Below are 22,838 nucleotides of genomic sequence, written 5' to 3' on the forward strand. Positions count from 1 at the left end.
CGACGACGCCTCGGTATGGCGCGCGCCGGTCGTTGTTGGCCGCTGCGCGCGGCAAACCTGCTAGTCTGCGGCGGGTGCGCGATCTGCAAGTTCATTTCACCCACCGGCAGCAGCCGGATCATTCCCTCAAACCCGGCGTCCACCGGATCGTCCGCCATGCCTCCGGCAGCGTGCGGGTGGTTGCCGATGCGCAGGGCGCGCTGCTGTTGGCGCAGTTCTGCCTGGATCAGCGCGGGCTGTGGCTGCAGGTGGCCAACGGGATCCGCGGCATCCACGTCAACGGACGTCCGGTACGGCGCATGGCGCTGCTGCGTCCCGGCGACGCCATCTATGCCGACGGCGTGGAGATGCTGCTGCGCAGTGCGCCGTCGAGCGCGCCGGCCAACGATGCTGCAGACGACGATGCCGGCCTGAGCGAGGTGTGCCTGTTGTTGCGCGGGCTGGGCGGCCGCCATCATGGGCGTAGCTTCACGCTGGACCGCTCGCGCCTGGTCGGCAGCGACCCGGCGGCAGACATCGTCATCGACGACCCGGCCTTTGCCGCCCAGCATGCACGTCTGGAACGCCACGGCGACCGCGTGCTGATCCGCGATCTGGGCTCGGAAGAAGGCAGCTGGATCAACGGCGTGCAGGTGCGCGACGGCTGGTTGCAGGCCGGCGACCAGGTCGTGTTCGATGCCCGCCACCGCTTTGTCGTGGAAGTGCCGCGCATCCATCACGGCACCACCTGGGACATCCCCGAGCCGGAGCCGTTGCCGCCATCACGCGCGCCTGGCGAACCGGCGCGTGCGCCGGTCAAGGTCGCGCGCTGGCCATGGCTGCTGCTCAGCGCAGTGTTGCTGGCGGCAGCGTTGAGCGCCTTGCTGTGGTTCGGCGCGCGCTGAGTTTCTTCCAGATCCGCCAGCCCAGCAGCAGCGCCAGAATGCCGGCATACAGCGCCGGTTCGCGGATGTCGGATTTCACCAGCCACCAGAAATGCAGTACCGCCAGCAGCCCGATCGGGTAGATCAGCATGTGCAGGCGGCTCCAGTTGCGCTTGAGCCGCCGCATCCAGCCCTGGGTCGAGGTGATCGCCAGCGGCACCAGCAGCAGCCATGCCGCAAAGCCCACCGTGATGTAGGGACGCTTGAGGATCTCCTCGAAGATCTGCGTCCAGAAGCCGCGCAGATCCAGGCTCAGGTAGGCCGCCAGATGCACGCTGGCGTAGAAGAACGCGTACAGCCCCAGCATGCGCCGGAAGCGGATCAACGTCGCCTGGCCGGTGAGCTGGCGCAATGGCGTGATCGCCAGGGTGATCAACAGCAAGCGCAGCGCCCACAACCCGGTGCGGTGCTCGATCTCGGCCACCGGATCGGCGCCCAGCGCGTCGCTGCCGGTTTGCCATACCTGCCAGAACTGCCAGCCGAGCAAGGCGATCGGCGTCAGCGCGGCGACATGCACCAGGGTCTTGGCGGCGATCAGGGATGCGGAGGTCTTGGCCATGCGATCTCGAAGTAAGGAAACGATGCCGCGCGGGCATGAAACGTAGGAGCGCACCTGGGCGCGACTGGCATGGCCAGCAAAGCCCGTCGCGCCCGGGTGCGCTCCTACGACAGGTCGATATCAGATTGTGTTTCGCCTAGAACCACTTCTTCAGGTCCATGCCCGCGTACAGCGAGGCGACCTGATCCGCGTAGCCGTTGAACGGCGTGGTCGCGACGCGTTCGGCGAACAGCTTGCTGGCGGTGCCGGCGATACGGCGCTCGGTCTTCTGGCTCCAGCGTGGATGATCCACCGCCGGATTGACGTTGGAAAAGAAGCCGTATTCGGAGGGCTGCAGATCGTGCCACGCGGTTTCGGGCATCTTCTCGACAAAGCGGATCTCCACGATCGACTTGATGCTCTTGAAGCCGTACTTCCATGGCACCACCAGCCGCAGCGGCGCGCCGTTCTGCTGCGGCAGCGGCTTGCCGTACAGGCCGGTGGCCAGCAGGGTCAGCGGATGCATCGCTTCGTCGATGCGCAGGCCTTCGCGATACGGCCAGTTGATCGAGCGGTAGCGCACGCCCGGCATCTGCTGGGGATCGGCCAGCGTGGTGAACGCCACATACTTGGCCTTGGAGGTCGGCGCGAAGCGCTTGAGCACCTCGCCCAGTGGCACGCCTGTCCAGGGGATCACCATCGACCAGCCTTCCACGCAGCGCAGCCGGTAGATGCGCTCTTGCGCGCTGATGCCCTTGAGCAACTCGTCCAGCGACAGGCTGCCGGGCCTTTCGCACTCGCCGCTGACCTTCACCGACCACGGCGACAGCTTCAGGGTCTTGGCGGCCTTGGACGGGTCGGTCTTGTCGGTGCCGAACTCGTAGAAGTTGTTGTAGCTGGTGACGTCTTCCAGCCGGGTCAGTTCCTCGGCGGTACGGAAGCCGCTGCGCGCCTGCGCCGGGGTCACCACGGTCTTGGGCGGGGGCGGCGGATCGGCCTCGGCGCAACCGGCCATGCCCAGCGCCGGGGTCAGCGCAAACAGCTGCAGTAGCCGGCGTCGGTCGCGGTAGACGGCCTCATCGGTGATCTCGCTGGACGGCGTCTTCAAGACATCGCGAAGGGACATGGCTCGCTCCTGACAGTGGCTGCTGATGAGAATAGCGGACCACGGTGATGGCGCTGCCGATGATCCAACCAGACCATACGTCGACGCCGGTGAGAAGGATGCACATGCAACTTTTCTGCAACGCTGCCAAGGCCGGTGCGCTGCGGCATACTAGAAGGCTAGCTCGACAAGGTGTGCCATGACACGCGCGTTCAATTTCAGTGCCGGCCCTGCGACATTGCCGGAATCGGTCCTGCGGCAGGCGCAGACAGAGATGGTCGAGTGGAACGGCGTCGGCGCCTCGATCGTGGAAATCAGCCACCGCAGCGGCGATTTCATGGCCGTGGCGGCCGCGGCCGAAGCCGACCTGCGCACCCTGTTGTCGATTCCCGACGACTACGCGGTGCTGTTCACCGCCGGTGGCGCCACCACCATCCAGGCGCTACTGCCGCTGAATTTCGCCGCACCCGGCCAGGCTGCCGACTACGTGATCACCGGCCACTGGGGCAAGACCGCGATCAAGCAGGCGGCCACCTATGTGGATGCGCGCATCGCCGCAGACGGGCAGGCGGGCGGCTTCACCGACATTCCGCCGGTGTCTGGTTGGACCTTGTCGCCGCACTCGGCCTATGTGCACATCACCGCCAACGAGACCATCCACGGCGTCGAATTCCGCGACACGCCGGCCGTGGGCACGTTGCCGCTGTTTGCCGATTTCAGTTCGTCGATCGCCTCCGAGCCGCTGGATGTATCGCGCTACGGGCTGATCTACGCCGGCGCGCAGAAGAATCTGGGCCCGGTCGGTATCTCCGTGCTGATCGTGCGGCGCGACCTGCTCGAACGCGCCGGCCAGCCGCGTGCGGAAATTTTCAACTATGCCTCGCATGCCGCCCGCGATTCGATGCTCAACACGCCGCCGACCTGGAACTGGTATCTGCTCGGACTCACCGTGAAGTGGATGCTGGAGCAGGGCGGGGTGCAGGAGTTCGCCCGCCGCAACGCCGAAAAGGCCGCGCTGATCTATGGCGCGATCGATGGCTCCGGCGGTTTCTACCGCAATCTGGTCAAGCCGGCGGTGCGCTCGCGCATGAACATCCCGTTCTTCCTTGCCGACGAGCAGCTGGATGCGTTGTTCGTCAGCGAATCCAAGGCGGCCGGTCTGCTGGCGCTGAAGGGGCACAAGGCGGTCGGCGGCATTCGCGCTTCGCTCTACAACGCGATGCCGGTGGCGGGCGCGCAGGCGCTGGCGCGTTTCATGCACGACTTCCAGCAGCGTCACGGCTGAATCTTCATTCGACCGCGGCGCATGCCGCGCAGGCGCATGCGCCGTAATTTCAAGGAATGCCGAGCAATGGCTCCCAAGTCCAGCAAGCCCAGTGCCGCCAACGGCGGCAAGACCAAACCGGCAGGCAAGTCTGCCGCCAAGTCCGCTGACAAAGGCGCGATCAAGCCTGCCACGGCTGCGCCGGTGCTGGCCGATGTGCGCGCCAAGATCGACGAGATCGACCGCACCATCCAGGCGTTGATCGCCGAACGCGCCAACTTCGCCCATCAGGTCGGCAAGGCCAAGGGCAAGCTCGCTGCGGCGGTGGATTACTACCGGCCCGAGCGCGAGGCGCAGGTGCTGCGCATGGTGGTGGACCGCAACGAAGGCCCGCTCAGCGATGAAGTGCTGGTGCACGTGTACCGCGAAATCATGTCCGCATGCCTGGCCCAGCAGGAGCCGCTGAAGATCGGCTATCTCGGCCCGGAAGGCACCTTCAGCCAGCAGGCGGTGCTCAAGCACTTCGGCCGTTCGGCAGTCGGCCTGCCGATGGCCACCATCGAGGAAGTATTCCAGGAAGTGGAAGCCGGCAATGCCGATTTCGGCGTGGTGCCAGTGGAGAATTCCGGACAAGGCACCATCCAGGTCACTCTGGACATGTTCCTGACCTCCAATCTGAAAATCTGCGGTGAAGTCGAGCTGCGCGTGCACCAGTACCTGCTCTCGCGCAACGGCCGGCTGGAAGACATCGAGCGCATCTATGCGCATTCGCAGTCGTTTGCGCAGACCGCAGGTTGGCTGCGTTCGCACTTGCCAAAAGTCGAGAAGATCGCCGTCTCCAGCAATGCCGAAGGCGCACGCCGCGCGCGCAATGCCGAAGATGCCGCGGCGATCGGGGGCGAGAGTGCCGCGCATGTGTATGGCCTGAAGAAAGTCATCATGAAGTCGATCGAAGACGACGACGACAACACCACGCGGTTTCTGGTGATCGGCCGGCAGATCTTCCCTACCTCCGGGCATGACCGCACCTCGGTACTGGTGTTCATCCACGACAAGCCGGGTGCGTTGTTCGACGTGCTCAGCCCGTTCGCGCGGCATGGCATCAGCATGAACCGCATCGAGTCGCGTCCCTCGCATCAGGCCAAGTGGGAATACGGCTTCTTCATCGACCTGGCCGGCCACGTGGAAGACGAGGCGATGAAGCAGGCGCTGGCCGAACTGGAAGCGCACTCGGCGCAGATCAAGGTGCTGGGCTCCTACCCGGTCGCCATCCCCTGAGCGCAGGGCGTCCCGCCAGCGCGGTCCCAACTGGCGCGCCGTCACCGGCCGAGGTGACGGCAGCGCCACCACACTCTTCAACACGCATCACCAAACCTGGCGATGCCGCAGCAACCGGATCACACGCATGAGCAGCAGCACACACCACTGGATCGCCCGACAGGGCAGCGCATTGCAGGGCAGCCTGGCCATTCCCGGCGACAAGTCGGTTTCGCACCGCGCGGTGATGTTTGCCGCGCTGGCCGATGGCGTGTCGCAGATCGACGGCTTTCTCGAGGGCGAAGACACGCGCTCCACCGCAGCCATTTTCGCCCAGCTCGGTGTGCGCATCGACACGCCGTCGGCGTCGCAGCGCATCGTGCATGGCGTCGGCGTGGATGGCCTGCAGCCGCCCAGCCAGGCGCTGGACTGTGGCAACGCCGGCACCGGCATGCGTCTGCTTGCCGGCCTGCTGGCGGCGCAGCGTTTCGACAGCGAGTTGGTCGGTGATGCGTCGCTGTCCAAGCGCCCGATGCGGCGCGTGACCGGCCCGCTGGCACAGATGGGCGCGCGCATCGACACGGAAGACGACGGCACGCCGCCGCTGCGTGTGCGCGGCGGTCAGACCTTGCATGGCATCGACTTCGTCTCGCCGGTCGCCAGCGCGCAGGTCAAATCCGCAGTGCTGCTGGCAGGCCTGTATGCGCAGGGCGAGACCTCGGTCAGCGAGCCGCACCCCACACGCGATTACACCGAGCGCATGCTGTCCGCGTTCGGCGTGGAGATCGATTTCTCGCCCGGCAAGGCGCGGCTACGCGGTGGTCAGCGTCTGCGTGCGACCGATATTGCAGTGCCTGCCGATTTTTCGTCGGCCGCGTTCTTCATCGTGGTAGCCAGCATCATTCCCGGCTCGGACGTGCTGCTGCGGGCGGTGGGCCTGAATCCACGTCGCACCGGGTTGCTCGCGGCATTGCGGCTGATGGGCGCGGATATCGCCGAAGAACGTCATGCCGAACATGGCGGCGAGCCGGTGGCCGATCTGCGCGTGCGCTATGCGCCATTGCAGGGCGCGCAGATTCCCGAAGCGCTGGTGCCGGACATGATCGACGAATTCCCGGCGCTGTTCGTGGCTGCCGCTGCCGCAACCGGGCAGACGGTGGTTACCGGCGCTGCCGAACTGCGGGTCAAGGAATCCGACCGCCTTGCGGCCATGGCCACCGGGCTGCGCGCGCTGGGGGTGCAGGTGGACGAAACCCCGGATGGCGCGACCATTCATGGCGGCAGCATCGGCAGCGGTGTGATCGAAAGCCATGGCGACCACCGCATTGCGATGGCGTTTGCCATTGCCGGGCAGCTGTCTACCGGCAGCGTGCGGGTCAACGACGTGGCCAATGTCGCAACCTCGTTCCCGGGCTTTGATAGCTTGGCGCGCGGTGCCGGTTTCGGGCTTGAAACGGCCTGAATAACGAGACAGCTTCGGTAGAAAAACGTGCAGTCCTCAGCGGATGAGGACTGCTCGACCAAATCGTGGTGGCTGAGTAACGCCTGGCGGTCGACGCTCGAATGCCGCATTGCAGCCAGCGCAGCGATGCGGCGATCCAGCTTGGTCGATGATCCCACTTAGCGCTCTGCCGTGAACTCCACCGGCACCTGCACGCTGCTGACGACGGCATGCCCATCGCGGGTGGCCGGCTCGAAACGCCACTGGCGCAAGCTATCCATCACCGCTGCGTCCAGGCGCAGGTCGTTGCTGCCGCTGCGATCGACGATGGTCACATCGCTCACCTGGCCTTGCACATCCAGTTGCAGGCGCGCGGTGCGGCGGCCTTCGATCCCGGCCTGCGCGATGTCCGACGGATACTTCGGCATTGCATTACCCGGCAGCGGAATCGCCTCCTGGGTGCTGATCGGCGCGCGTGCGGGTGGATGCGCGATCATGGTCATCGCACGCGCGCCCTCCGAGGTCGGCAGGATCTGGCGGCTGGCTGCAGGCACGGGACGCGTGTCGGTCGCAAACGATTCGTCGCTGTGTCGGGCCCACCACCAGGTCGGCAGTACTACCAGTACCGCCAGCAGTGTCGCCCACAGCCATGGCGAGGCACCGTCGGCAGTGTCGTCGCGTACGCGGTCGTCAGCGTGCGCGGGCCGATGCGGTAACGCCTGCGTGGGATGTGAAGAGGGATTGGAGATGAAGGACATGGCCGGCCTCCTGGCACATCTTTGGGATGACGTGGCCAGTCTGGTCAGCCTTGCCTGAGGCCCAGCTAAGGCAAGGCACTCAGGAAGGTTTAAATGGCGGTAGACATTCAGCTTGGTCAAGCAAGTCAAGGTCTGGTTCGGCCCGCTTTGTCCGGTTAACGCGCAGTGATGTTCGTCGATTGCAGCAGTTTGGCCGTCGTTGGTCTGCGGTGCGCACGATGCGGCTTATCGGCCCGGCTTTACTGCGCCGGCTTGAACTCGAACGGGATATCCAGACTGCCGGCAATCGGCTGGCCGTTGCGCTGGGCCGGATGGAAGCGCCAGTGACGGACCGCTTCCATCGCGGCGCGATCCAGATCGCGCGAGCCACTGCGTTGGACCAGCGTCACGCCGCCCGGATTGCCTGCTGCGTCCACGTCCACCCGCACCACCACATCGCCGGCATCGCCGCGACGCAATGCGGCCGACGGATAGCGCGGCGGCGGCATCTGGCCCTGCATCGGCACCGGGCGATCTCCACCTGCAGCCGCCGCGGCGTTTGCCGGTGCTGCGTTGCCAGGCGCACCGGCAACCGCGTCTTCCGGCAAGGGCGTCGGCGCGGGCGTGGCTGCTGGCGCGGTTTCCACCAGTGTCGGGGTTTCTTCCGGCGGTTTGGCCTGCGGCATGTCGCTGGCACCGTCCTGGGCCGGCAGCGGCGCGGGCAGCGGCTGGATGTTGTCGTCGGCCTGCGCACCTGCAGCCGGTTGGGCCGGCGAGGCCTTGTAGAAGTCGTCCTTGCGGCCGGTGGCCCACACCAGCAGGAACAGCAGCAGGCCGGCGACGAAGGCGATACCGGCAATTTTCAGGGTGTGGCGGGGCAGACGCAGGACGATCTGACGATCGGATGCAGGGCGGGGCGCGGGCATAGGGCTCACCTGAGGGATCGGGCCAATTCTGGCATAGCGGCGGTGAATCGATCGCAGCAGGTGGCGGAACAGGCGATAATCTCGCGCTTCCTACCGACACACAGACTCCCGATGCTAGATCCGGCCCTGCTTCGTCAACATCCCGCCGACCTTGCCGAGCGCCTGCGCAGCACGCGCAGTTTCTCCCTGGACACTGCGGAACTGGAGTCGCTGGAAAGCGAGCGCAAGCGCATCCAGGTGCGCACGCAGGAACTGCAGAGTCAGCGCAATTCCAAGTCCAAGGCGATCGGTCAGGCCAAGGCCAAAGGCGAGGATGTCACTGTGCTGATGGCCGAAGTGGCCGGTTTCGGCGATGAGCTCAAGGCCTCCGAAGAAGCGCTGGAGGTGATTCGCGCCAAGCTGGAGACCATCGCCCTGGGCCTGCCCAATCTGCCGGCCGACGCTGTGCCGCAGGGCAAGGACGAGAGCGAGAACGTCGAGCAGTCGCGCTGGGGGACGCCGCGCCAGTTCGACTTCCCGGTCAAGGACCATGTGGAACTCGGCGCGCCGCACGGCTGGCTGGACGGCGAGACCGCCGCCAAGTTGTCGGGTGCGCGCTTCACCGTGTTGCGTGGGCCGGTCGCGCGGCTGCACCGCGCGCTGGCGCAATTCATGCTCGACCTGCATGTGGGCGAGCATGGCTACGAAGAAACCAACGTGCCGCTGCTGGTCAATGCCGAGTCGATGCGTGGCACCGGGCAACTGCCCAAGTTCGAGGACGATCTGTTTCAGACCGAAGTGGGCGAGTCGCGCCGCTATCTGATCCCCACCTCCGAAGTACCACTGACCAATATCGTGCGCGACGAAATCATCGATGCTGAACGTCTGCCGCTGCGCATGACCGCACATTCCATGTGCTTCCGCGCCGAAGCCGGCAGCGGTGGCCGCGACACGCGCGGCATGATCCGCCAGCACCAGTTCGAAAAAGTCGAGCTGGTCACCGCCTGCGCGCCGGAACACAGCGACGCCGAACATCAGCGCATGACCCGCTGTGCCGAAGTGGTGCTCGAGAAACTTGGCCTGCCGTATCGCAAGGTGCTGCTGTGCACCGGCGACATGGGCTTCTCTGCGATCAAGACCTACGATCTGGAAGTGTGGCTGCCGTCGCAGGACACCTATCGCGAGATTTCGTCGTGCTCGAACTGCGGCGATTTCCAGGCGCGGCGCATGCAGGCGCGCTGGCGCAATCCGGCCAGCGGCAAGCCGGAGCTGTTGCACACGCTCAACGGCTCGGGCACCGCGGTGGGCCGCGCAATGATCGCGGTGATGGAGAACTACCAGAATGCCGATGGCTCGATCGATGTGCCCGAAGTGCTGCGTCCGTACATGGGCGGGCTCGAGCGGATCGGATAGGAGCGGCCAAGGCACCGGCTGCGCAACGTCCAGGCGGGCGCGGCCGATGCCTGAAATGGGCGTGCGTGCATCCTCATTTTCAATTCCGGGCGGGCAGCCAGTCTCGACTGGCGATTGCCAGCTCCGGCTCGCTCGTTAGCCTTCTTGGGCATGTTGTAGGCGCGGCCGCTCAGCTGCCCAAGTTGCGGTGGGATAGCTGTTGAAAATATTGATCAAGAACGGGGCCGTTACTGGCCCCGTTTGCATTTTCATGGTGCACGGCCTGTTGCGTCGCTTGGAAGACCCTGGCGGATCTTGCGAGCGCTACCTGACGACAGCTGCGCTTGGTGCTACGCGAGCCGCGAAAACGAGGGAGGTCCGAGCGCAAGAGTTCGATGTTCCGGCTGCGCGAAACTACATTTCTGATGTATCAGGTCGTTGCTCTGTTGGAATAAAGGTGATTAAATGTCACTTATCGTTCTATCCATGGATGCATGCGCCATGCACGACCTGAATGACCTGTACTACTTCGCGATGGTGGTGGACCACGGCGGCTTTGCCGCGGCCGAGCGTGCGCTTGGGATCCCCAAATCGCGCTTGAGCCGCCGTATCAGCCAGCTCGAAACCGACCTGGGCGTGCGCCTGTTGCAGCGCTCCACGCGCCGCTTTGCGGTCACCGACGTCGGCACCAGCGTGCATCGGCACGCGCAGACCATGCTGGCCGAAGCCCAGGCCGCGCGCGAAGTGGTGGATCGTCTCAGTGCCGAGCCGCGTGGCCTTGTGCGCGTGAGCGTTCCGGTCTCGCTGGCGCAGATCCAGTTGCCCAAGCTGTTGCCGGAGTTTCTGGCCAAGTATCCCAAGGTGCGGCTGCAACTCAACATCAGCAATCGCCGCGTCGACGTCATCAACGAGGGCTACGACATCGCGCTGCGTGTGCGCTCGCGCCTGGACGACGACGGCAGCCTGGTGATGCGCAGCTTCGGCCAAGTGCAGGAGTTGCTGGTGGCCAGCCCCAAGTATCTGGACCGCGCCGGCCGCCCCAAGGACCCGAGCGAGCTGGCCAACCACACCACCATGAGCACCAGCGAGGACGAAGCGCATCAGCGCTGGGAACTGCACGGCCCCAACGGCGAGATGCGCCGCGTGGACCTGCAGCCGCGTCTGGCCGGTTTCGATTTTCCGCTGCTGCAGTCGATGGCGCGCGATGGCTTCGGCATCACCATGCTGCCGGAAACCGTGTGCGCCCAGGCAGTGCGCAGCGGCGAGCTGGAAGTGGTGCTGCCGCACTGGTCGCTGCCGCAGGGCATCTGCCATGCCGTGTTCGCCTCGCGTCGCGGCCTGTTGCCGGCGGTGCGCGTGTTCATCGACTTCCTGGCCGAACACCTGCCGCAGGAAATCGAGCGCTCGCGTCTGGATTGCGGCGGCAATTGCGCCGAGCTGGCCGAGAAGCTCAAGCTTGCGGCCGCGACCGCACCGCGTCTGGCCGTGGCTGAAGCCGGCTGAGGCTGTGCCTCTGGTCGTGGCCGAAGCCGGCCAAGTGCTGCGCCTGGTCGTCGACGTCGGCACATCAGCGCTGTCGCCTGGCAGCGCTGCGTAATCGAGAACGCTGCGTAACCCGGCAAGCGGAACCGCTTGGCAGAGCTGTGTAGTTCAACAACACGCAGCGCTTAGCAAAGCGCGTCCGGGCATGCGAGAATGCGCGCCCGGGAGCAATCCCGGGTCGATGGCAGCGCGCAATGCGGCGTCCTTCGACATGAGTCACGCGCATCGCGCGTGGCGCAAGCGTGATCACCCGACGCCTTCGGCGGTCACGCAAAGCAGCATCGGAGAGATGGCCGAGCGGTTTAAGGCACCGGTCTTGAAAACCGGCGAAGGGTCAAACCTTCCGTGGGTTCGAATCCCACTCTCTCCGCCAGTCACGTCTAAATTATTGATTCTAATCATTAATTTTTTAGGCGGGTTGATTGGAGGCAGGAAGCATGCAGAGGAAAAACTCGCATGCGTATCCCTCATCATTTGAGCCGGTCTGCCACCGGCCGCTGGTCGTTCGTCCAACGTGTGCCCATCGATTTGCAAACCGTGATGGGCTGCCGGCTTATCAAACGCACCTTGCAAACGAAGGACTTGCCGCAGGCTCACGTGCGTGCGGTCGTGCTGGGCGCGGGCTATGCTCGGCTCTTCGCACAGTTGAAGGATCAACGCGTGACCAAGCTCAGCAAGTCGGACGCGGATCTGCTCATTGCGCGTCTGACGAGCGCAGAAAATCTTCAGGACCTGACGCTCAACCGCACCCGCCAGCCGGATGGGACGGTGACGGAGCAGTGGCAGATCGACAGCCCCAAAGACCTAAAGCTCTATAGGCAGCTGATGGAGCTTGAAGCGATGGCCGGCGCTGCCTTGCAGGCTCGGGCCCACCCGGTTGCCTTGCCAACCATGTTTGGCTCAACGCGTGCTGGCCCAAATAGGCAGTCATCTGCGCCGGCCATCGAGACGATGACGCTGGGCAAAGCCCGTGACGCCTTTCTGGCGACACTCAAGGGCTCGACGCTGCCCAAGACCTACACGATCAAGAAGACCGCCATTGAGGCTCTGGTGAGCTTCCTCGGCGAGAAGGCCAAGGTCCATGCCATTACGCGCTCGGACCTGGCTCGCTGGTATCAGGACATGCGCGAGAAAGGAGCATCTACGCCCACGCTCACCAACAAGCAGAGCTATATCGGCGGGCGAGGAGGCTTTTTCGAATGGGCCATGGCGTCGGGCCATTACCCGAAGGGCGATAACCCTGCGTCCGGCCATGTGAGCTACTCACAGCGAGAAAAGCGCGCCCGTAAGAAGCTGGGCTTCAAGGCATACGACCGTGCACAGATCCAGGCGCTGTTCGCGCCCGAAGCGCTGGCCAAGCTGTCGGAATCGGCCCGCTGGGCCTCGCTCGTTGGACTTTATACCGGTGCCCGGGCCTCTGAGGTCGGCCAGCTTCTTGTCAAGGACGTGTTCGAAGAGGACGGCATCCCATGCATCCGCATCTCCGACGAAGGCGAGCACCAGAAGGTGAAGACTGAAGTGAGCCTTCGCACGGTCCCGCTCCATCCAGAGCTAATCAAGATGGGTTTTCTGAAGTGGGTCGATGGGAAGCGCAAGGTCGGCGAAACGAGGCTGTTCCCGGCTGCCAAGGCCACCGCCGTGAATGGGCAGGGCAACTGGATCACCAAAGCGTTTAGCCGGCACCTGGCAGAGGTGGGGAGGGATTGGGAACCGGCGAAGAGAGGTTTCCATTCGCTCAGGAAGACCTTTATTCAGGAACTCCAGGGGGCTGGAGTGGTATCCGAACTACGTGCGCAGATCGTCGGGCATGAGCTCGATGACGAGCATCATTCAACCTATAGTCGGGAATTCACGGTGAGGGAAAAGTTGCAAGGGTTTCGGTCGATTTCACCCGGGCTGAGTGCAATAAATTACGAGATTGGTAGAGAAGCTTGGTTTTGAGCGAGCGCTGAATGTAAGGGTGCTTTCGTGATCGATAACCAATGGCGCAAGGTGCGCAGGAGTGTGAAATTTCAGAAATGGATAGTTCCGAAGCATATGTTTTTCAGGTCAGTGGCACCGGTCTTCCCGAGACGCCTCCAGTATTGCTTTTGATCGCTCAGGGCTCTGCCAGAATCATGGAGGGGCATGACGACTACGAAAGAATACTTTCGAACTTTTCAGCAGTTAAAAATCGTATAACCAAGAAGAAGCTCTCTGAGTTTGCACCACAGATCTTTGAGGTTATAAGTGTGCGATTCTTCAGTCAGGAAACGGGTCTTGAGGTGATTGAGTTTGCGTCATTTGAGGGCAACAATACGGTCCCCCTGAGGAGCCGCTTTGCTGTAAAAAGAACTGGGCAAGAACTTACTCTTTACTCTAGCCAAAGCTTGACTGCTGCCGCTGGCTGGATGGCTGCGGAGAATAAAAAAATTATCTTCAGGGGCGCTGTCACGCGCCTTGTGGTTTCTGCGCCTCAGAAGAAGAAGACACCAAGAATCTGACGTTGCCTTGCCGTGAGATTTGTAAGGTCGCGATCGCCTCTGGCACTCCTCCCACCGGTTGGTGTTGCCAGAGGCCTTTTCCGTCGATGGTTGTCTCGTCAGACTTGCTTTGCCAATAGGCAATGCACAGTTCAGTCGCCTTGGTTGCTTCGTCCATTGCTTGATCGGCTGGCAATCGTGTCAGGGCCGACAGAAATGATTGGTTCCAAAATGATTCAATGTCCATGGCTTAGGTCTTGGTTAAAGGCTGTTTATACCTCTCTCTGAAGAATCGTCAAGATTAGATCGGATCTTTAGCAGGAGTCTGTGGCCGCTGCCGACAATCCAGTGGATTGTTGCCATGGATAGTCGAGATGACCCGGGTTTGTATTTCTCTAAGCCCCTATCTGTGTCAGCTGTGCATAGACAACGAACAAAAACATGGGCGGCCCACTCAGCACGGCGAAGGCCCCAAGCGCGCCCAGCACGGTCATGGCCCACCACTGCCACCACGCGAAACCCTTGTCTCGCGCCTGGGCCACTCGGGCTTCGGCCGGATAGAGACGAGCCGCCTTCCGGCTTGCGCGTCGGGACAAAAGCAGCCTGACGACGAACCACCATAAGAACCGATTTCGGGTCGTCATGAGCGTGCGGCGGGCGAGGGCGACCTGACTCACCAGCGCGGACCAAGCAGGCTCATCTGGCTTATGCCTCCAGCCTTCTGCTGCCGGCGAAAGCCATGTAGGAATGAACTTCCACCGTTAAAAGGTATTCCTTCCAACGGAGTCCAGCTGTCCAAACATTTCAACGCAAAGATGGAAAGCCCCAGTCAACCAGGGCTAAGGGAGCCGAGCTGCGCTGGCGTCTTGTTAGCTCAGGTCACAGCCACTCGGCTGCGGCCAAGTAGTAGCTGGCAACATCGCCTTGACGTTGGCAGGTGCTGAGATGCCAATCGTGCTGGCGCCAAAGGTGTCTTCTAGCTCGTTGATGCTGACAATGTAGCTGTCCAGCGATCCGAGCGTGGCGCTGTTGGGAATCAGCCAGCTGATGGCCCGCGACCCTCCGCTTGGATTGGCCGTGATGATGGTCTTCCAGAAGAAATCTGGAGTGCGGATGCCGTGGCTTGTTAGGAAGTAATCGTTGGTGGTGTCGCTGTAGACGACTCCGCCATAGATCTGGACGATGGCGATATCGCGGTAACACTCGGCGACTTCTTCTGCCCGCACCCAGATGCCCTGGTTGAAGCTAGCGACCGGAGGAACAATGCATGCAGCCGATGGCAGCCCAGCTGGCGAGTGGTGGTGTTACGCCGCTCCGCGTCCCTGTCGCCATGATGGTGTTATCGAACGGTCTTAACAGGAATTCGCAGGCCTAGCTGCGCAACCGGAGGAGCTGCGGGTTCGCTGTGTCGTCAGCGCGTCTACAAGCATCGCCATGCCGTGTCAGATAACCGCTGAAAACAGCGTCAGAATTTTCTGAATCCGGGGTAGGGGGATTGCCCTTAGCGCCGTCTTTCGTGAGCCATTCCTCATAACGTCAAGAACTTTTCTTTCCACCTCCCGGCTCCTGCGCCAGGAGACAGGCAATGGCGGGTAGTTGACATCGAATTGGCGCCGCGCAACCTTAGTCCCCTGGGGGTATTGGGGAATGACCTCGCGGTCGCGCTTCGCGCACCCTCCGGATTCTTTGAACACGAACACCTGCCAATAGCTTGGCTGGGCATGCGTTGTCATGCCTCGCCTTTGCATGAGCGTAAGTTCGTGGGAGCGAGGAGGTCTACCCGGACCTCGGTCAGCCATCAACTTGGAAAACTGCTATGGAATCGGGCACAAGGCCGCGCCAGATGCGCGCGTTTGGATTGGCATTGGCTGCTTTGGCAGGGTTGTCCCCTGCATTAGGCGCTGCCGAGGATGTCTACGACGACTATGGCAAGCTGATTCAATCCGGAGCGGTGGTTACAAGTCCGGGAGACAAGCTTTTCGGAGACAACATCAACCTCTACACCGGGTCGATGGAAATCACTCAGACCGACGTCGATTTGAAGGGCAACAACGCTCTCCAAGTCCGGATAGGCCGTCGGTTCTCCGTAGGGAGCCCTACAAAGGGGCACTTCAAATTCTGGGATCTCGACATCCCTTACATGCACGGCGTCTTCGGTTTTCCCGGTGGCAACATTGCTCCCGACGGCTGGGTGGTCAACGGGACGAGGGACACGGCTTACAGCCGCTGTAGCCGTTATGAGGTTCCCCCTGCCTTTGAAAATCAAGGTGGCTACTTTGATCCTTCAGAATTTTGGAGGGGAAGTTTTCTTTATCGGCCAGGGAGCGGAGACCAAGAGCTTTTGCAGACCTCAGCTCAGGCTCTGCGGCCGAACGATGGCAGAACCTATCCCATCGTCTTGAAGGATGGTTCTGCTGTCCGCTGCCTGGCGTCGCTCGATGGCGCCAGTGAGTCGGGTGCTCGTGGCGAAGGGTTTGAACTGGTCGATACACAGGGCAGCGTGTATGCGTTCAACCACATGGTTTCGCGCACGTATCCAGCCTTGAGCAAGTCTTCGCCTGTTCCGCAGGCCAGCTCTGTTGGCATGGCGTCTGCCGGCGGGGCGTCGATGACCACCGCAAGCGTCGGTGGAATCGTTCCGATGGTCGCTAACAACTACATCCTGGTTCGCAAGGAGGTCTTGATCTATCCCACGCGAGTGACGGATCGCTTCGGCAATACAGTGGTTTACAACTGGAATCCCGGTGCTCCGTGGCAGCTTCTAAGCATTGTTGCTAGCGATGGACGTCGCATTGACCTGTCGTATGCCGGAGGGAATGGCAACACCATCACCTCCGTGACCACAGGGGGGCGAACCTGGTCTTACGGCTACAGCGACACCCTGGACACAGTGACGCTGCCTGACGGCAGCAGCTGGACCTTTGATCTGGTCGACTTGTCTCTTGCACGCGTAACTTACGGCCAGCCGCCTGGCTGCGACAACATACGTCCTTGGTCGGGTGGCATTAGAGTAGGCAGCATCACTGCTCCCACCGGTGCTCGCAGCGATTACACGATCAATTCCATGCTGATGGGACGGTCGTGGGTGCCCAGGGTTTGCAGGAGAGAAGAGGCATACTCGGACATCCCCTACCAGTTCTATGTCATGGCAGTGACCAGCCGACGCATCACCGGCCCCGGGTTGCCGTCGCAAGGCCTCACCTGGACGTATGACTACGGCACACCAAACAACTGCTGGCAGCCAAGCCCCAACCCTAGCCCCAGCGACCCTGCCAAATACGTCGAGTGCAACGCCGGCTCCCCCATCACTCGAGACATCACAGTTAAAGATCCTGCGGGGCAGAGCACGCGCTATCGATTTGGAAATCGTTACTGGTCCAACGAAGGCTTATTACTCCAGCAGGACTTCGGGTGGAATGGTTCTACAGCCGTGCGGACGCGGATGACCGATTACGGCGCATTTGATGCGGCCCCTTATGCGGCACGGACAATGTATCCAGGCGGGAACTATGGCGACAATACGGTGGCGGCTAGGCAGCGGCCCGTGCGTCAGGTAATCACGATCGACAAGGGCGACCAGTTCGTTTGGCGCGTAGCCGATTGCAGCGGCCAGCCGTGTTTCGACGAGTTCGCAAGGCCAACCCGCATTGAACGTTTCAGTCCCTGGCACAGCCGAACCGACGAAACCACGTATTACGACGAACGCGGCGCTTGGGTCTTGGGACAAACCGCCATTGCTCGCAACATCAACACGGGCATCGCCACCTCTCAGGTTGACTATGGCAGCAATGCGTTGCCCCAGACGGAACGGCGCAATGGGAAGCTGGTTGCAACCTACACCTACAATCCCGATGGAACCCTGGCCCAAGTCAAGGATGGCTTAGGAAACGCAACGACCTTGTCTGGTTGGAAGCGCGGCATCCCTCAAACCGTTGCAAATCCAGACGGCACGGCCAAGTCCGCCTCTGTGGACGACAACGGTTGGATCCGTCAGACCAACGACGAAAATGGCTTCGCCACGACGTATGGCTACGACGGGATGGGGCGGTTGAACGCCACGAATTACCCATCGGGCGACAGCACCGCTTGGAACTCGACTGCACAGGCGTTCGAGCGAGTGGGTGGCGACGAATACGGCATCGGTGCCGGCCATTGGCGCCAGACCGTGACCACTGGAAACGCACAGAAAGTTACCTACTTCGATGCGCTATGGCAGCCGCTACTGACGCGGGAATACGATGCGGCAAACGTCGCGGGAACGCTTCGGGTCAAGCGCTTTGTCTACGACCACGAAGGACGGGCTGTATTTGCTTCCTATCCGAGTGGCAACGAGACCGCCAACACCGGAGTCTGGACAGAGTTCGACGTAGTGGGTCGACCCACGGCCGTATCCCAGGACAGTGAGCAGGGACTGCTGACCACGATCACGCAGTATCTGCCTGGCGCTCAGACCCTGGTCACCAATCCCCGTGGCGCCCAGACGCGGACGGGTTACCAAGTCTTCGATCAACCGGTCTATGACGCACCTGTTTGGGTAATGCTGCCAGAGTCTGCCCGAACCAACATTGCTCGCGATGTTTTCGGCAAGGCGATCAAGATTGAACGAGGCGCGCAATGAAGCAGTGCACGGACGCAATTGGCCAAATGGTGAAGATCGGCACTCTTGGCTCCACTGGCAATTTCAGGGCTCTTCGGACCTTTGGAAGCTGCCTCGTTTTCCTTCTACTCCTCGTGTTGTCCGGATTTGCGCACGCAGCTCGCCAATGTCCAGACGGCAGTCCTGCGGGTAGGGGGAACATTTGTCCGGACGTTCCAGACAACGAGGCCCGCTGGGTGGGCTATAACGTGCCATCTCAGATGGTTGTTGGGCAGACGTATGCGGTCAGCGCGACCTACCAGAACATGGGAAACCAGGTGTGGGGTTCAAGCATCGGACACAAGCTCGGATATGGCGGCAGCTCTGTTCCTGGCAGCCCTTGGGGTATTTCAAGGGTAGAACTGCCAGGTGCTGTCTCGATTGGAAGTAACGTAACCTTCAATTTCAATGTCACCGCGCCACTTACGCCAGGCCAATATTCATTTGCTTGGCGAATGGTGCAGGAGGGAAAAGAGTGGTTCGGAGCGTTTGGAGCTTCATCTATTCAGGTGCTTCCCTCGCTGATCAAAGGCAGCATCGAAAGCGTTACTTACAACGCAATATCTGGCTGGGCCTGTTCAACGTATTTGAACCGCTCGATCGATGTGCATATGTATCTGGGCGGCTCTGCTGGTTCGGGAACCTTCGCTGGAGCCACCGCAGCTACCTTGCCAAGTGATGCTGGTATCGCAAATGCCTGTAGCGCTTCTGGCAGCAACTATCGGTTTTCGTTCCCCATCGATGAGAACTTCATCATCCAGAACGGCGGGAAGTCGATCCACATCCACGGCATATCTCCAGTGGGAGCAGGGAACGACACCATCTCTGGGTCAGGTTCAGTCGCTGTGCCTGCATCGATTATCAAAGGCAACATCGACGGAATCCAGAATGACAACGCCATCGTCGGCTGGGCGTGTTCGACCGGCTTGGCCCGGTCGGTTGATATCCACATGTATACGGGCGGCGCCTATGGAACCGGCAGTCTTGCTGCGATCGGCAGAGCCAACCTCCCCAGTGACGGAGGCATTGCTGGTGCCTGTTCGGCGTCGGGAAGCAATTACCGTTTCTCCATTCCCGTAACCGAGGATCTGATTCGAAGCCACGGCGGAAGGTCCATCTACATCCATGGCCTTTCACCCATCGGTGGCGCAAACAATGTCATCGCGGGTTCCGGGGCAGTGGCGGTGCCGGCATCGGTCGTCAAAGGAAGAATCGATGGCATTGACAACAACAGAGCGATCGTTGGATGGGCGTGCTCGACCAGATTGAGCCAATCCATCGAGGTTCACATGTATGCGGGCGGAGCCGCCGGCAGCGGGACGATGGTAGCAAGTGCAGGGGCGAACCTTCCCAGCGATGGTGGCATTGCCGGAGCATGTGCTGCCTCGGGAAGCAATTATCGTTTTTCTATCCCAATTACCGACGAGCTAATCCGCAGTTACGGCGGAAAGCCGTTTTACATTCACGGTCTGTCACCGGTTGGTGGAGGGAACAACCTCATTGATGGGTCAGGGGCCCTAGCAGTTCCAGCGCTTCAGCGTGGTGCTGCGTTTGCCTCCCAGAACATGCCTGCACAGCTCTCGACGGGCCGTTCTTATAACGGTTCGGTTCGCTTCACCAATACGGGCAACGTCACTTGGCGCCAAGGGCAGGGCTATCGGGCAGTGTTGGTTGGTGATACACGCGGGTGGTCTCCAGGCGAAATCGGCCTGCCGTCGGACGTTCCGCCGGGTGGCAGCGTGGATTTCAATTTCAGCCTCCGGGCACCTTTGGGTGCGGGCGGCTACAACCTGCGTTGGCGGATGCGTGACGGAGCAGGGGATCTGGGCAACGAGTCGAGCAATCACGTTGTGCAGGTGGTTGCCCCGCCACCGGTTGAGCACGGTGTGGGCCTGGCGGCGCGTAGCTACGTCTACGATGCGAATCAGCAGCTGTGCAAAGTGATCGAGCCTGAAAGCGGCGCCACGGTCATGGCCTACGACGCAGCTGGCAACTTGGCTTGGTCGGCCACTGGCCTTGACCTCCCCAGCACGACCAGTTGCGATCTGGATGCGGCTGCTGCCAGTGGCCGACAGGTATTGCGCACCTACGATAGTCGTAATCGCCTCAAGACCCTGCAGTTCCCGGATCGCAACGGCGATCAGAACTGGGACTACACGCCAGATGGCCTTCCTTCTCGCGTAAGCACGGTCAACGAATCGGGCAATACGACAGTCGTCAACGCCTACAACTACACCAAGCGACGGAAGTTGCTGTCTGAGGTGGTTGAGCAGCCAGGCGTCAGTTGGTCATTTGGCTATGATTACGACGCCAACGGAGCCTTGGCGAGCCAAAGGTATCCCACCGGCACAACAGTGACCTATTCGCCGAATGCGCTGGGTCAGCCAACGGCCGTGCGGGACCAGGCTGGAAACAACTACGCCACTGGAATTGCCTACTACCCAAATGGTGCGGCCAGCCAGTTTAATTATGGCAACGGTGTGAATCACTCGCTCGTGCTCAACGGGCGTCAGATGCCCCAGCAAGTGCGGGACAACAACGTTGCGTCGTTCGAGTATCAATACGACGCCAACGGGAACGTCAGCGCGATTTTCGACCAGCAAAGAGGCGCAGGCTTCAACCGCTACATGGGTTATGACGGGCTGGATCGCCTGATGGAAGCAGGGTCTGAGCGGTTTGGTGGAAGCAACTGGAACAACTACACCTACGATGTTTTGGACAACATCCTCACCGCCAAGCTCCCAGGTGTGCGTGAGAACAACTACTGGTATGACTCTAAGAACCGCCTCACCAACATCCTGAGCAATGAAGGGTCCACGACAATCGGCCTGAGCTACGACGTTCAGGGCAACTTGAAGAACAAGAACGGCCAAGCCTACGCGTTCGACTATGGAAATCGTCTGAGAGACGTGACAGGGAAAGAGGCCTATCGCTACGACGCTTATGGACGTCGGGTGTTGTCTGGGGGCTTATCTACCTTGAACATACAAGCGTATAGCCAGGCGGGGCAGCTGCTTTACGCTGAGGTGCGCGGCAAGGGCAACACCGAATACGTCTACCTCAACGGCAGTCTGCTCGCCACGCGCAACGCAGGGGCCATCAAGTTCCAGCACACCGATGCGCTGGGCAGCCCGATCGCAGTGACCGACACGTCCGGGCAGGTTGTAGAGCGGACCGACTACCAGCCCTACGGCAGCCCCATCGGCAAGACGGTCGATGGCATCGGCTACACCGGTCATGCCATGGACGGGGCGACCGGACTGACCTATATGCAGCAGCGCTACTACGACCAAGACTTGGGGCGGTTCCTGAGCGTGGATCCGGTGGCGGCTGACTCGGTGTTGGCGGCTAACTTCAATCGCTACTGGTATGCGAACAACAATCCGTATCGGTTCACTGACCCGGATGGGCGAGACGGTAGACTTTTCTGGTCAGCGCCCGATCGAGTGACCTTTACAGTTCCATGGACGATGACTGGTGTGCCAACATCCAATTTCACGGCTGCCTCCGTCAATGCACAGATTGCTCAAGATTTCTCTGGAACCGTCACTGTAAATGGTGTGAAGGTTACAATGACTGCGCAAGGTGTCTATCAAACAAAGGGGGGCAAAGGCGTCAACGTCGTCAATGTCGTAGCTGATACGGCTAACGTCACTAAAAGCGGGCGCTCCCAAACTAACGCTATCGGCGGAAATAAAGTAACGGTTGGTGCAGGTGGAGTAGATGCGGCAACAACTTTAACAATGTCGCACGAACTTGGTGGCCATTCTGGCGGTGCAGGCGATCAATATGCGGGCGGGGTTGACGCTAACGGAAATACGCTTCCGGCCGATGTCGCAGGTCCCGCTAATGTGATGAAGGATCTATCTGGCCAGCCGGCAAATTCTCAGAGTCTCGGAGAGATCATCAATGCCAAGACCAATGTAAACTCTTGCGATAAAGGCGTAAGCGCGGCGAACGGAGGTTGTTAGTGAACAAATTGTCACTTATCGCAAGCATGGTTGGACTTCTTGGAAGCGGTGTTACAACCGCTTCACCTATAATCCAGGCGCCAGCTGCGCCTCCCTCACGGTGCGAGATTCGTTTGTCGGCATGGTGTATTGCCGAAGGGGCTTACGAAATAAACCGAAAGTTGGCTAACGACTCCGTTCATGACAAGGTCTGGTCTATGCGAGGAAGGCCCAAGCCTGCATCTAAAGTGATTGTTCTTGAACCCAACGGATGCAAAAGTGGGCTTTCGGATACGCTGGAGTTGCTTGAATTTGAACAAGGGGTGCCGTGGGAAAACGGTTCTTGGGATCGAATTCAAGTCAAGCTCAAGTCTGATGGGTCCTGCAATCTGACAATTTTGCTGCCTCCTTATGATGGAGACCCCTTGGAATGGGCATTCTCCAGTGGTTTGCCTCTGATTAGGCCTTGCAAGGACGAAAAGTGCGTTGGTGCGGGTGTTGGGGAGCTAAGGTCTCAATTTGAAAAGAGATATCGCGAGCGGCCGCGATCGTAAGATTTAATGGCGGTTTTCTCGACCCAATACGAAGAGGTGTAATGACCCACCGGTTTCCGCTCAGGTCATGCGGTTAATGTAGCGGTGTAGGCTGCGTCCGGGGTCATCATCTTCAGCGCTTGATGTGGGCGC

Annotated in this window: 15 protein-coding genes, 1 tRNA gene and 1 pseudogene; 11 read left to right on the forward strand and 6 right to left on the reverse strand. The window is 61.2% G+C overall.

Translation table 11 applies throughout. From position 1 onward, the window contains the following. Positions 1–74 precede the first annotated feature (74 nt). Entirely contained in the window at positions 75–884 is an 810-nt protein-coding gene (locus FHT09_RS15405; protein WP_104537963.1) for an FHA domain-containing protein, read from the forward strand. Here the strand turns inward: FHT09_RS15405 and msrQ are convergent. Together msrQ and msrP are read right to left on the reverse strand one after the other, a co-directional pair. Then, positions 826–1,482, reverse strand: a complete 657-nt coding sequence (msrQ, locus tag FHT09_RS15410) for a protein-methionine-sulfoxide reductase heme-binding subunit MsrQ (RefSeq protein WP_104537962.1) — start codon at positions 1,480–1,482, stop codon at positions 826–828. The genes FHT09_RS15405 and msrQ overlap by 59 nt on opposite strands. Before the next feature lie 136 nt (positions 1,483–1,618). Beyond that, positions 1,619–2,587, reverse strand: a complete 969-nt coding sequence (msrP, locus tag FHT09_RS15415) for a protein-methionine-sulfoxide reductase catalytic subunit MsrP (RefSeq protein ID WP_104537961.1) — start codon at positions 2,585–2,587, stop codon at positions 1,619–1,621. 178 nt (positions 2,588–2,765) lie between these two features. On the opposite strand from msrP, the gene serC reads away from it, so the two are divergent. The 3 genes from serC (at position 2,766) to aroA (ending at position 6,549) form a co-directional block, all read left to right on the forward strand. Further along, positions 2,766–3,851 (forward strand): phosphoserine transaminase, encoded by a 1,086-nt coding sequence (serC, locus tag FHT09_RS15420; protein WP_104605534.1) that lies wholly within the window; start codon positions 2,766–2,768, stop codon positions 3,849–3,851. 66 nt (positions 3,852–3,917) lie between these two features. Next, entirely contained in the window at positions 3,918–5,108 is a 1,191-nt protein-coding gene (gene pheA / locus FHT09_RS15425; RefSeq protein ID WP_104605536.1) for a prephenate dehydratase, read from the forward strand. 127 nt (positions 5,109–5,235) lie between these two features. Further along, positions 5,236–6,549 carry a 3-phosphoshikimate 1-carboxyvinyltransferase gene (aroA, locus tag FHT09_RS15430; protein WP_104605538.1) on the forward strand — a complete coding sequence of 438 codons (1,314 nt, stop codon included), beginning with the start codon at positions 5,236–5,238 and terminating at the stop codon, positions 6,547–6,549. 158 nt (positions 6,550–6,707) lie between these two features. On the opposite strand, the gene FHT09_RS15435 is transcribed toward aroA, so the two are convergent. Together FHT09_RS15435 and FHT09_RS15440 are read right to left on the reverse strand one after the other, a co-directional pair. Continuing rightward, a complete protein-coding gene (locus tag FHT09_RS15435) occupies positions 6,708–7,286 on the reverse strand; it encodes an energy transducer TonB (protein WP_080959902.1) in 579 nt (192 codons plus the stop codon). Between the two features lie 239 nt (positions 7,287–7,525). Beyond that, a complete protein-coding gene (locus FHT09_RS15440; RefSeq protein WP_181141259.1) occupies positions 7,526–8,191 on the reverse strand; it encodes an energy transducer TonB in 666 nt (221 codons plus the stop codon). 111 nt (positions 8,192–8,302) lie between these two features. Between FHT09_RS15440 and serS the strand changes: the two genes are divergently transcribed. The 5 genes from serS to FHT09_RS15465 all read left to right on the forward strand — a co-directional run bounded on the left by serS (position 8,303) and on the right by FHT09_RS15465 (position 13,587). Then, positions 8,303–9,583, forward strand: coding sequence for a serine--tRNA ligase (gene serS, locus FHT09_RS15445; protein ID WP_104605542.1), 1,281 nt, complete (start codon positions 8,303–8,305; stop codon positions 9,581–9,583). A gap of 465 nt (positions 9,584–10,048) precedes the next feature. Next, a complete protein-coding gene (locus tag FHT09_RS15450; RefSeq protein ID WP_104605544.1) occupies positions 10,049–11,065 on the forward strand; it encodes a LysR family transcriptional regulator in 1,017 nt (338 codons plus the stop codon). Between the two features lie 322 nt (positions 11,066–11,387). Further along, positions 11,388–11,477 (forward strand) — tRNA-Ser (locus FHT09_RS15455). An 83-nt stretch (positions 11,478–11,560) separates the two neighbouring features. Further along, positions 11,561–13,045, forward strand: a complete 1,485-nt coding sequence (locus tag FHT09_RS15460) for a site-specific integrase (RefSeq protein WP_181141260.1) — start codon at positions 11,561–11,563, stop codon at positions 13,043–13,045. Positions 13,046–13,086: 41 nt separating this feature from the next. Next, positions 13,087–13,587: a hypothetical protein gene (locus tag FHT09_RS15465; protein WP_146096459.1), complete on the forward strand. Its 501-nt coding sequence runs from the start codon at positions 13,087–13,089 to the stop codon at positions 13,585–13,587. A 374-nt stretch (positions 13,588–13,961) separates the two neighbouring features. Here the strand turns inward: FHT09_RS15465 and FHT09_RS20335 are convergent, their stop codons facing one another. Beyond that, a complete protein-coding gene (locus FHT09_RS20335; protein ID WP_104605590.1) occupies positions 13,962–14,210 on the reverse strand; it encodes a hypothetical protein in 249 nt (82 codons plus the stop codon). 225 nt (positions 14,211–14,435) lie between these two features. Continuing rightward, positions 14,436–14,831: pseudogene (locus tag FHT09_RS15470) on the reverse strand (DNA/RNA non-specific endonuclease); the annotation flags it as partial. A 551-nt stretch (positions 14,832–15,382) separates the two neighbouring features. Between FHT09_RS15470 and FHT09_RS15475 the strand changes: the two are divergent. Both FHT09_RS15475 and FHT09_RS15485 read left to right on the forward strand, forming a co-directional pair. Further along, positions 15,383–18,184, forward strand: coding sequence for an RHS repeat protein (locus tag FHT09_RS15475; RefSeq protein WP_104605546.1), 2,802 nt, complete (start codon positions 15,383–15,385; stop codon positions 18,182–18,184). 26 nt (positions 18,185–18,210) lie between these two features. Further along, positions 18,211–22,173 (forward strand): RHS repeat-associated core domain-containing protein, encoded by a 3,963-nt coding sequence (locus tag FHT09_RS15485; RefSeq protein WP_260283686.1) that lies wholly within the window; start codon positions 18,211–18,213, stop codon positions 22,171–22,173. Positions 22,174–22,838 lie beyond the last annotated feature (665 nt).

Origin of the sequence: Xanthomonas sp. CFBP 8152 (genome assembly GCF_014199025.1) — a bacterium.
Classification (GTDB): domain Bacteria; phylum Pseudomonadota; class Gammaproteobacteria; order Xanthomonadales; family Xanthomonadaceae; genus Xanthomonas; species Xanthomonas arboricola_B.

What these genes read in the sequence shown, in the direction of transcription:
- serS (WP_104605542.1), top strand. Translation starts at nt 8,303, where the DNA reads ATGCTAGATCCGGCCCTGCTTCGTCAACATCCCGCCGACCTTGCCGAG.
- FHT09_RS15485 (WP_260283686.1), top strand. Translation starts at nt 18,211, where the DNA reads ATGGTGAAGATCGGCACTCTTGGCTCCACTGGCAATTTCAGGGCTCTT.
- FHT09_RS15475 (WP_104605546.1), top strand. Translation starts at nt 15,383, where the DNA reads ATGGAATCGGGCACAAGGCCGCGCCAGATGCGCGCGTTTGGATTGGCA.
- serC (WP_104605534.1), top strand. Translation starts at nt 2,766, where the DNA reads ATGACACGCGCGTTCAATTTCAGTGCCGGCCCTGCGACATTGCCGGAA.
- msrQ (WP_104537962.1), bottom strand. Translation starts at nt 1,482, where the DNA reads ATGGCCAAGACCTCCGCATCCCTGATCGCCGCCAAGACCCTGGTGCAT.
- msrP (WP_104537961.1), bottom strand. Translation starts at nt 2,587, where the DNA reads ATGTCCCTTCGCGATGTCTTGAAGACGCCGTCCAGCGAGATCACCGAT.
- FHT09_RS20335 (WP_104605590.1), bottom strand. Translation starts at nt 14,210, where the DNA reads ATGACGACCCGAAATCGGTTCTTATGGTGGTTCGTCGTCAGGCTGCTT.
- pheA (WP_104605536.1), top strand. Translation starts at nt 3,918, where the DNA reads ATGGCTCCCAAGTCCAGCAAGCCCAGTGCCGCCAACGGCGGCAAGACC.
- FHT09_RS15460 (WP_181141260.1), top strand. Translation starts at nt 11,561, where the DNA reads ATGCGTATCCCTCATCATTTGAGCCGGTCTGCCACCGGCCGCTGGTCG.
- FHT09_RS15435 (WP_080959902.1), bottom strand. Translation starts at nt 7,286, where the DNA reads ATGTCCTTCATCTCCAATCCCTCTTCACATCCCACGCAGGCGTTACCG.
- FHT09_RS15440 (WP_181141259.1), bottom strand. Translation starts at nt 8,191, where the DNA reads ATGCCCGCGCCCCGCCCTGCATCCGATCGTCAGATCGTCCTGCGTCTG.
- FHT09_RS15465 (WP_146096459.1), top strand. Translation starts at nt 13,087, where the DNA reads ATGGCGCAAGGTGCGCAGGAGTGTGAAATTTCAGAAATGGATAGTTCC.
- aroA (WP_104605538.1), top strand. Translation starts at nt 5,236, where the DNA reads ATGAGCAGCAGCACACACCACTGGATCGCCCGACAGGGCAGCGCATTG.
- FHT09_RS15450 (WP_104605544.1), top strand. Translation starts at nt 10,049, where the DNA reads ATGGATGCATGCGCCATGCACGACCTGAATGACCTGTACTACTTCGCG.